This window comes from Micromonospora sp. NPDC049282, from assembly GCF_043197045.1.
Classification (GTDB): domain Bacteria; phylum Actinomycetota; class Actinomycetes; order Mycobacteriales; family Micromonosporaceae; genus Micromonospora.
On record NZ_JBICSL010000007.1, the window covers coordinates 160,072 to 171,291 of the forward strand.

The following is an 11,220-nucleotide window of genomic DNA, read 5'->3' on the forward strand; positions in this document are numbered from 1 at the left end:
CATGGACAACGAGGAGAAACTGCGCGGCTATCTGGCGCGGGTCATCGCCGAGTTGCACGACACCCGGCAGCGGCTGCGTACCGCCGAGTCGGGCGACCAGGAACCGGTCGCGATCGTCGCGATGGGCTGCCGGCTGCCCGGTGGCGTCACCGGGCCCGACGACCTGTGGCGCCTGGTCGCCGGCGAGGTCGACGCGGTCGGCCCGATTCCCGCCGACCGCGGCTTCGACCTGGCCGACTACTACGACCCGGACCCGGACCACGCCGGCACGACGTACTCCGCCGCCGGCGGTTACGTGGCCGACGCGACCATGTTCGACCCCGGCTTCTTCGGCATCAGCCCGCGCGAGGCCATCGCGATGGACCCGCAGCAGCGGATGATCCTGGAGGTGTGCTGGGAGACCGTCGAGCGGGCCGGCATCGCGCCGACCGCGCTGCGCGGCACCCCCACCGGCGTCTTCCTCGGCGCCAGCTCGCTCGGCTACAGCGCCGGGGCGGTCGGCGCGACCACCGGGTCCGAGGGCTACCTGGTCACCGGCAGCGCGCTGTCGGTGGTGTCCGGCCGCGTCGCGTACGTCCTCGGCACCGAGGGCCCGTCGCTGACCGTGGACACCGCCTGCTCGTCGTCGAGCGTGAGCCTGCACCTGGCCACCCAGGCGCTGCGCCGGCAGGAGTGCACGCTGGCGATCGCCGGCGGCGTGACGGTCATTCCCAACCCGATCAGCGTGCTGGAGCTCAGCCGCCAGCGGGTGCTCGCCGCCGACGGCCGGTGCAAGGCGTTCGGCGCCGGCGCCGACGGCATGGGCTTCGCCGAGGGCGCCGCGGTGCTGCTGCTGGAACGGCTCGACGACGCGCGCCGCAACGGCCACGAGGTGCTCGCGGTGATCCGCGGCTCGGCGGTCAACTCCGACGGCGCCTCCAACGGCCTGACCGCGCCGAGCGGGCCCGCCCAGCAACGCGTCATCCGGGCGGCGCTGGCCGACGCCCGGCTCTCGCCCGAGCAGATCGACACCGTCGAGGCACACGGCACCGGCACCCCGCTCGGCGACCCGATCGAGGCCCGGTCCCTGATCGCCACGTACGGCCGGCAGCGGCCGCCGGGCCGCCCCCTGCACCTCGGATCGCTGAAGTCCAACATCGGCCACATCCAGCAGGGCGCCGGCATCGCCGGAGTGATCAAGATGGTGCTGGCCATGCGGCACGGCCTGCTGCCCCGCACCCTGCACGCCGACACCGCGACGCCGCACGTCGACTGGAGCGCGGGCGAGGTCAGCCTGCTGACCGAGGCCAGGCCGTGGCCGGAGACCGGCGCGCCGAGGCGGGCGGCGGTCTCCTCGTTCGGGATCAGCGGCACCAACGTGCACACCATCGTCGAGCAGGCCCCGGCGGCCGAGCCCGCGCCCGAGCGGGACCCGCGACCGGAGACCGGGCCGCTGCCCTGGGTCGTCACCGGCCGCACGCCCGAGGGGCTCCGGGCCCAGGCGGGACGGCTGCGGGAGTTCGTCGGCGGCGCCGACGACCTCGACCCGGCCGACGTGGCGTGGTCGCTTGTCGCCTCCCGGGGGCGGCACGAGCACCGGGCGGTGGTGGTGGCCGCGGACACCCGGACCGCCGCCGCCGGGCTGGCCGCGATCGAGGCGGGCGAGCCCTCACCGTACGCGCTGACCGGGACGGCCGGCTCCGGCCGGCTCGCGTTCCTCTTCCCCGGCCAGGGCGTCCAGCGCGCCGGCATGGGGCGTGCGCTGTACGCGGCGTACCCGGCCTTCGCGGCGGCGTTCGACGAGGTGTGCGCGGCCTTCGCGCCGCTGCTCGACCGGCCGCTGCGGGACCTGGTGTTCACCTCCGGCGACGCCGCGCTGCTCGACCGCACCACCTGGACCCAGCCGGCCACGTTCGCCGTCGAGGTGGCGCTCTTCCGGCTCTTCGGGTCCTGGGGGGTCCGACCCGACTACCTGCTCGGGCACTCGTTCGGCGAGGTGGTGGCCGCGCACGTCGGCGGCGTGCTCACGCTCGCGGACGCCTGCGAGCTGGTCGCCGCGCGCGGCCGGCTGATGGACGAGCTGCCGCCCGGTGGCGTGATGATGGCGGTCCGGGCCAGCGCCGACGAGGCACGCGAGGCGCTGGCCGGCTACCCGGGCCGGGCCGACCTGGCGGCGATCAACGGCCCGTCCTCGGTGGTGGTCTCCGGCGACCGGGACGCGGTGGAGGAACTCGCCGCCCACTGGCGGGCCGCCGGCCGCAAGACCACGATGCTGCGCGGCTCGTACGCGTTCCACTCGGCCCGGATGGACCCGATCCTGGCCGAACTTGGCGCGGTGGGCGCGCGACTGGCGTACGCCGAGCCCACCATCCCGATCGTCTCGGACGTGACCGGCGCGCCGGCCGGGCCGGAGATGCGCTCCGGCGACTACTGGGCGCGGCACGCCCGTTCGGCGGTCCGCTTCGCCGACGGCGTCGAGTGGCTGCGCCGCGAGGGCGTCACCCGCTTCCTCGAACTCGGCCCGGACGGTACCCTCACCGGCCTGGTCCGGCTCGCCCTCGACGAGGCCCCGGACGCCGGCGCCCCGGACGGCGGTGCGCCCGCGTTGGCGACCGCGCTGCGCGCGGACCGGCCGGAACCCGAGGCCGCGGTACGCGCGCTGGCCCAGCTCCACGCCCACGGGGTCGAGGTCGACTGGACCGCGTTCTTCGCCGCCACCCGACCCCGGCTCCACGCGCTGCCGACCACCGCGTTCCTGCGGCAGCGCTACTGGATCGACACGCCGGCCGGGGAGACCGCCCCGCACACCGACCCGGGCGTCCCGGCCGATCCGGCGGAGACGCTGTTCTGGGAGGCGGTCGAGCGCCGCGACCTCGACGGTGTCGCCGGCACGCTCGGGCTCGACCCCGCCGACGGACTCCGGGACGTGCTGCCGGCCCTCTCCGCCTGGCGCCGCCGCCGCCGCACCGAGTGCACGGTGGACTCCTGGCGCTACCGCACCTCGTGGAAGCCGGTGGCCGACCTGCCGGCCGGGGCACTCGGCGGCACCTGGCTGCTGGTGCACGACACCGGCGACGCCGCCGGGGCGGCCGAGGTGACCGCCGCGCTGCGCCGGGCCGGCGCCGAGGTGCTCGCCCTCGCCGCCGACGCGTCGGCCACCGACCGGGCCGAGCTGACCGAGCTGCTGCTGGACGCGCTCGCCGAGGCCGATCCGGCCGGCGTCGTCTCGCTGCTGGCCACCGTGGAGACGCCGGCGGCCGGGTCGGCCGCCACCCCGGCCGGGCTCGCCGCCACCGTCGCGCTGGTGCAGGCGCTGGGTGACGCGGGCACGCCGGCGCCGCTGTGGTGCCTGACCCGCGGCGCCGTCTCGACCGGCCGGTCCGACCGGCAGGGCAGCGTCGCGCAGGCGCAGTCGTGGGGCTTCGGCCGGGTCGCCGCGCTGGAGCTGCCGGACCGCTGGGGCGGCCTGGTCGACCTGCCGGCGGAGCTGTCCGAGCGGGACGGCCGGCGGCTGGCGAGCGTGCTGGGCGGCGGCCACGGCGAGGACCAACTCGCCGTCCGCGGCTCCGGCGTCCTCGCCCGCCGTCTCGTCCGCGCGGCGCCGGCTCCGGCCGGGCCGGCCCGCTGGGGTACGGCGGGAACCGTGCTCGTCACCGGCGGGACCGGCGCGCTGGGCGCCACGATCGCCCGCTGGCTGGCCGATCGCGGCGTCCCGCACGTGCTGCTGGTCAGCCGGCGCGGACCGGACGCGCCCGGCGCGGCCGACCTGGTGGCCGAGCTGACCGGGCGGGGCGCCGCGGTGACGGTCGCGGCCTGCGACGTCGCCGACCGGGGCGCGCTGGCCGGGGTGCTGGCCGCGATCCCCGCCGACCGCCCGCTGACCGGGGTCGTGCACGCCGCCGCCGTCGTCGACGACGGGGTGATCGACACGCTCGACCCGGCCCGGCTCGACACCGTGCTGCGCGCCAAGGCGGCCGCGGCCGAGGCGCTGGACGACCTGACCGCCGACCGGCAGCTCTCGATGTTCGTCATGTTCAGTTCGATCGCCGGCACGATCGGCGCGGCCGGTCAGGCCAACTACGCCGCCGCCAACGCCGCCCTCGACGCGCTGGCCCGGCGCCGCCGCGACCGGGGACAGGTGGCGACGTCCATCGCGTGGGGCGCGTGGGCCGGCGCCGGCCTGGCCACCGACGAGGTGGTGCAGCGCCGGCTGCGGACCGCCGGGGTCCCGCCGATGGATCCGGCGACCGCGATGTCGGCCCTGGCCGCCGCCGTCGACCAGGACGAGACCGACCTCGCCGTGGTGGACATCGACTGGCCGCGGTTCGCCGCCGGGTTCACCGCCACCCGGCCCAGCCCGCTCCTCGCCGACCTGCCCGAGGTACGGGCGGTCACCCCCGAACCGGGCACCACCGACGAGGGCCCGGCCGGGTCGCTCGCCGCGCGCCTCGCCGCGGCCGACGCGGCCGAGCGCCCGGCCGTCCTGCTGGAACTCGTCCGCGGGCACGCCGCGCTGGTGCTCGGCCACCCGTCCGGCGACGCGATCGAACCGGCGAAGGCGTTCCGCGACCTCGGATTCGACTCGCTGACCGCGCTCGACCTGCGCAACCTGCTCGCCAACGTCACCGGGCTGCGGTTGCCGGCCACGCTGGTCTTCGACTACCCGACCCCGCACGACCTCGCCGGGCACCTGCTCGGCGAGCTGGTGGCCGGCGGGGACCCGGCCGCCGCGCCGGACCCGGCCGCCGCGCCCAGCGCCGAGCCGCTGGCGATCATCGGGATGGGCTGCCGGTTCCCCGGCGGCGTCCGGTCGCCCGAGGAGCTGTGGCGGCTGCTGGCGGACGGCGGCGACGGTGTCTCCGGGTTCCCCACCGACCGGGGCTGGCCCGAGATCCGGGACGCGGGCTTCGCGCCCGAGGGCGGCTTCCTGTACGACGCCGCGCTGTTCGACCCCGGCCTGTTCGGGATCTCGCCGCGCGAGGCGGTCGCCATGGACCCGCAGCAGCGGCAGCTGCTGGAGACCGCCTGGGAGACGTTCGAGCGGGCCGGGCTCGACCCGCGCTCGCTGCGGGGCAGCGCCACCGGCGTGTTCGTCGGCGGTGCCTCGACCGGCTACGGCGTCGGGGTCGCGCTGCCGCCGGACGCCGAGGGCCACTACATGACCGGCAACGCCGGCAGCGTGATGTCCGGCCGGATCTCCTACACGTTCGGTCTGGAGGGGCCGGCCGTCACCATCGACACGGCGTGCTCCTCGGCGCTTGTCGCCCTGCACCTGGCCGCGCAGGCGCTGCGCCGGGGCGAGTGCGCGATGGCGCTCGTCGGCGGCGTGACCGTGATGCCGACCCCGGCGGTGTTCGCCGAGTTCGGCAAGCAGGGCGGGCTCGCCGCCGACGGCCGGTGCAAGCCGTTCGCGGCGGCGGCGGACGGCACCGGCTGGTCCGAGGGCGCCGGGCTGGTGCTGCTGGAACGGCTCTCCGACGCCCGACGGCACGGCCACCAGGTGCTCGCCGTGGTGCGTGGGACGGCGGTCAACTCCGACGGCGCGTCCAACGGGCTCACCGCGCCGAACGGCCCGTCCCAGCAGCGGGTGATCCGGCAGGCCCTGGCCGACGCCGGGCTCGCTCCGTCCGACGTGGACGCGGTCGAGGCGCACGGCACCGGCACCACGCTCGGCGACCCGATCGAGGCCCAGGCGCTGATCGCCACGTACGGGCAGGACCGCCCCGCGGACCGTCCGCTGCGGCTGGGCTCGGTCAAGTCGAACCTCGGGCACACCCAGTTCGCGGCCGGCGCGGCCGGGCTGATCAAGATGGTGCTCGCGTTGCGCCACCACGAACTGCCCCGCTCGTTGCACGTCGACGCGCCCACCCCGCACGTCGACTGGGCGGCCGGCTCGGTCGAGCTGCTCACCGAGCCGGTGCCGTGGACGCCCGACGGACGCCCGCGCCGGGCCGGCATCTCGGCGTTCGGCATCAGCGGCACCAACGCCCACGTCATCGTGGAGGAGGCGCCGCCGACGCCGGTGGTCGTGCCCGAGCCGGCCGGAGCGCCGGGCCCGGTGCCCGTACCGCTGGCCGCGCGCACCGCCGACGGGCTGCGGGCCCAGGCCGCGCGCCTGCGCGCCTTCGTCGCCGAGTCCGGGGACACGCCCGCCGACATCGGCGTCACGCTGGCGACCGGGCGGGCCGCGCTCGACCACCGCGCGGTCGTGCTCGCCGCCGACCGCGCCGGGCTGATCGCGGGGCTGGACGCGCTGGCGACCGGCGACCCCGAGGCCGGGGGAGTGCCGCACGGCCGTGCCGCCGAGGGCCGGCTGGCGATGATGTTCACCGGCCAGGGGGCCCAGCGGCTCGGGATGGGCCGCGACCTCCACGACCGCTTCCCCGCGTACGCGGACGCCTTCGACGCCGCCTGCGCCCGCTTCGACGCCCTGCTGGACCGCCCGCTGCGGGACGTGCTGGACTCCGACGCCGAAGCCCTCGACCGCACCGGCTACGCCCAGGCCGCGCTGTTCGCGGTCGAGGTCGCCCTGCACCGCCTGCTGGAGTCGTGGGGGATCCGCCCGCACGCGGTGATCGGCCACTCGGTCGGCGAGATCGTCGCCGCGCACGTGGCGGGCGTGCTGTCGCTCGACGACGCCTGCACGCTCGTCGCCGCCCGTGGCCGCCTGATGGACGCACTGCCCGCCGGTGGCGCGATGCTCGCGGTCCAGGCCGGCGAGGACGAGGTCCGCGCCGCCCTGCGCCCGGGCGTCGAGATCGCCGCGGTCAACGCGCCGCGGGCCGTCGTCGTCTCCGGCGACGAGGACGCGGTCGACGCGGTCGCCGGGCACTTCGCCCGGCTCGGCCGCCGCACCAACCGGCTGCGCGTCTCGCACGCGTTCCACTCCGCGCGGATGGAGCCGATGCTTGCCGAGTTCGCCGGCGTGCTCGCCGGCCTGACCTACCGGCGGCCGCGGATCCCCGTCGTCTCCAACCTCACCGGCGAGCCGGTCGAGGGGTTCTCCGCCGGGTACTGGCTGCGCCAGGTGCGCGAGCCGGTGCGCTTCGCCGACGGCATCGGCCACCTCGCCACGACCGGCGTCACGCGGTTCGTCGAGGTCGGCCCGGCCGGCGTGCTGACCGGCATGGCCCGGCTCTCGCTGGCCGAGGACGAGGCGCCGCTCGTGGTGCCGACGCTGCGCGACGGCCGGGACGAGACCGGGTCCGTCCTGGAGGCGCTGGCCCGCCTGCACGTGGCCGGCGTCTCCCCGGACTGGGCGGCGGTCCTCGCCGGCTCCGGCGGCCGGCGGGTGCCGGTGCCGACGTACGCGTTCCAGCACCAGCGCTACTGGTTGACGCCCGAGCCGGCCGTGGACACCGTCGAGGCCACGCCGTGGCGGTACCGGGTCGCCTGGGCGGCGCTGCCGGACGCCACCCCCGGCGCGCTGGCCGGCGACTGGCTGGTCGTCGCGCCCGAGGACCCCGCGGCCCGCGAGCTGGCCGGCCTGATCGGCGCGGCGATGCGTACCCGGGGCGCGGTGCCCACCGTGCTCACCGCGGCCGAGATCCGGCCCGGCGCGTCCCCGGCCGGCGTGGTGTCGCTCTCGCCGACCCTCGACGCCACCGTCGACCTGGTGAACCGGATCGACGCGCCGCTGTGGACGGTGACCCGGGGCGCCGTGGCCCAGGGCCGCTCGGACGCCCCGGTGGACCCCGACCAGGCCGCCGTCTGGGGCCTGGGCCGGGTGCTCTCGCTGGAGCATCCGGAGCGCTGGGGCGGCCTGATCGACCTGCCGGCGGTCGTCGACGACCGGGTGGCGGCGGAACTCGTCCGGGTCCTCGGGTCCGGCGCCGACGACCAGGTGGCGGTGCGGCCGGCCGGCACGTTCGGGCGGCGGCTCGTCCGCGCGCCGCTGACCGCCGCGCCCGCGCCGTGGAAGCCGGAGGGCACCGTCCTGGTCACCGGTGGCACCGGCGCGCTCGGCCGGCGCCTGGCCCGCTGGCTGGCCGGTCGCGGCGCCCCGCACGTCGTGCTGGTTGGCCGCGACGGCACGAGCATCCCGGAACTGGCCGAGCTGACCGAGTCGGGCACCCGGGTCACGGTGGTGGCCTGCGACGTCGCCGACCGTACCGCCCTCGCCGGGCTGCTCGACCGGATCGGCGCCGACGAGCCGCTCACCGCGGTCTTCCACGCCGCCGGGGTCCGGGACGACACCGCGCTGGCGGCCCTGACGCCGGACTCCGTCGCGGCCGCGCTGGCCGCCAAGGTGACCGGCGCCCGGCACCTGCACGAGCTCACCCGGGACCTGCCGCTGTCGGCCTTCGTGCTGTTCTCCTCGGCCGCCGGCGTCTGGGGCGGCAGCCGGCAGGCCACCACGGCCGCCGCCGGCGCCTACCTCGACGCCCTCGCCGAGCACCGGCGGGCGGACGGCCTGCCGGCCACGTCCGTCGCCTGGGGGCCGTGGGACGACCCCGACGGTGTCTCCGGCGCGCCGGAGATCCGCGACCGGCTGGAGCGCCTCGGGCTGCCGGCGATGGAGCCGGACGCGGCGCTGGCCGCGCTCGGCCAGGCGGTGGAGCACGACGACACCACGCTCGTCGTCGCCGACGTGCGCTGGCAACCGTTCGTCGAGACGATGACCGCGAGCGGGCCACGGCCGTTCTTCGACGGCGTGCCCGAGGTACGCGGCCTGGCCGCCCGGCCGCAGTCGCCGGCGCCCGGCGCGCGGGAGCTGCGCGAGACGCTGCTCGCGGCGCCGCCGCACGAGCGCCGGCCGGTCCTGCTCGACCTGGTCCGCGACCATGCCGCCCGCGTCCTCGGCCACCCGTCGGCGGAGGCGGTGGGCGCCGACGACAAGTTCCTCGAACTGGGCTTCGACTCGCTCACCTCGATCGAGCTGCGGACCCGGTTGCAGGCGGCCACCGGCCTGGCGCTGAGCCCCACGGCGGCGTTCGACCACCCGTCGGCGGTGCTGCTGGCCGCGCACGTGGAGCAGGCGCTGCTCTCCTCGGCCGGGGTGACCGGTGACCCGGCGGCGCCGCTGCTGGGCATCGCGCCGGACGACGAGAACCCGGTCGGCCTGCTCAACTCGCTCTACCGCGAGGCGATCCGGACGAACCGGGTCGTCGACTTCATGAAGATGGCGTACGAGGCCTCGCAGTTCCGGCCGGTCTTCACCGATCCGGCGCAGATGGCCGACGGTCCGCACCCGGTGACGCTGGTGCGCGGCGACCGTACGCCGCGGCTGGTGTGCCACACCGGCACCACGGCGGCGGGCGGCCCGCACGAGTTCGCCCGGTTCGCCGCGGCGTTCCGTGGCGACCGTGAGGTGTCGGTGCTGCCGGTGCCCGGCTTCGGTCGTGGTGAGCTGCTGCCGGCCGACGCGTACGTGATGCTCGCCTGGCAGGCCCGGTGCCTGCGCGAGCTGGTCGGGGACGATCCGTTCGTGCTGGTCGGGCACTCCGGCGGCGGGATCCTGGCGCACGCGCTGACCCGCTACCTGGAGGAGGAGGACGTGGTGCCGGCCGGCCTGGTGCTCGTCGACACGTACCCGTTGTCCCGGCCGATGCACGAGGTCTGGCAGAACGAGCTGTCCACCGGCGTCATCGAGCGGCAGCACCAGTACGTGCCGATGGACGACATCCGGCTCACCGCGCAGGGGCACTACGGCGTGATGAGCGGCGGCTTCGAGGCCCGCGAGATCGAGACGCCGACGCTCGTGGTGCGGGCCACCGAGCCGCTGGGCCCGTGGGACCGCGACGACGACTGGCGGGCCGGCTGGGAGCTGCCGCACACCGCCGTCGACGTGACCGGCAACCACTTCTCGATCATGGCCGAGCACGCCGGCGAGACGGCCGCCGCGGTCACCGGGTGGCTGGCCGGGCTGCGCTGAGCGCACGGCGACGGGGCCCGGGCGGATGCCTGGGCCCCGTCGCGCTGCCGGTCAGTCGGCGTACGTGAGGCGCAGCGGCAGGCTGCGCAGGCCGAGCAAAAACGTGAAGTGCGAGTACCAGGGCAGCTCGGTGGTGGCCAGCTCGATCGAGGAGTATCGCCGCAGCAGCTCCTCGAAGGCGATCACCACCTCCATCCTGCCGAGCGTCGCGGCGATGCAGTAGTGCGGCCCGGAGCCGAAGATCAGCGGGGACGTGCCGGTCCGGGTGACGTCGAGCCGCTCCGGGTCCGGATACCTCCGCGGGTCGTGGTGGGCCGCGCCGAGCACGATGAAGACGGACGCCCCGGCCGGGATCGTGACGTCCCCGACCTGGACCGGCGCGATGGCCTGCCGGGCCATGATCTGCACGGCGGAGTTGTACCGGGACAGCTCGTCGAAGCTGCGCTCGATCAGCTCCGGCTGCTCCCGGAGCAGCCGCAACTGGTCCGGGTTCTGCAACAGCGACACCATGCCGTTGCCGATCACGTTGACCGACGTCTCGTGCCCGGCGTTGAACAGCACCAGGATCTGGGCCGCGATGTCCTCGTCGCTGAGCCGGTCGCCCTTCGCGTCCGGCTCCAGCAGGATCGACAGCAGGTCGTCGCGCGGCTCGGCCCGGCGCTCCGCGAGCTTCCCGGCGATGTACGCGCTGAACTCCGGGACCGCCTCGTTCATCCGCCGGCGCATCCGTGGCGTGACCATCGGGTCGACCACGTCGGCGATGGTGTTGGTCCACTGCCGGCACCGGTCGGCGTCCTCGAGCGGGATGCCCACCAGCTCGCACACGACGACGACCGGCAGCGGCAGCGCCAGCCCGGCGATCAGGTCCGCCTCGCCCTCGCCCATCTCGTCGATCATCTCGTTGACCAGGGCGCGGATCCGCGGGCGGAGCCGGGCCATGGCGGCCGGCGACAGCGCCCGGGACACCATCCGGCGCAGCCGCCGGTGGTCGCCGCCGCCGCGGGTGAGCATCCACCGGCGCGCGCTGGCGACGACCGGGCTGTCCGGCCCGCCGCGCACCCGCGCCCACTGTGGATCGTCGGTGAAGTCGGTGCTGACCCCCGGTGAGCGGAGCACCGCGTCGCACTCGTCGTAGCCGGTGACCACCCAGTAGCCCAGGGGCGACCGGTGCACCGGCTCGCGCTCGCGGACCCGCCGGTAGTAGCCGTAGCGATCGTCCTGCAGCGCGGGGTCGCGCAGGTCGAAGAGGAGCCTCGTCCCAGCAGTCGTCATGGTGGTCGCCGATCTATCCGATGTGCGGTCACTGTCGCCAGCGCCGCACCCGACGCGCAACCCCTGACCTCACCGACGTCACCGCTGGTTGAAGG

2 protein-coding genes are annotated in these 11,220 nt (G+C 76.5%); one reads left to right on the forward strand and one right to left on the reverse strand.

Translation table 11 applies throughout. The features are described from left to right. Position 1 precedes the first annotated feature (1 nt). Positions 2–9,853 carry a type I polyketide synthase gene (locus tag ACGFI2_RS14345; RefSeq protein ID WP_393515985.1) on the forward strand — a complete coding sequence of 3,284 codons (9,852 nt, stop codon included), beginning with the start codon at positions 2–4 and terminating at the stop codon, positions 9,851–9,853. A gap of 51 nt (positions 9,854–9,904) precedes the next feature. On the opposite strand, the gene ACGFI2_RS14350 is transcribed toward ACGFI2_RS14345, so the two are convergent. Then, positions 9,905–11,125 (reverse strand): cytochrome P450, encoded by a 1,221-nt coding sequence (locus ACGFI2_RS14350; RefSeq protein ID WP_393515988.1) that lies wholly within the window; start codon positions 11,123–11,125, stop codon positions 9,905–9,907. Between the last annotated feature and the right edge of the window lie 95 nt (positions 11,126–11,220).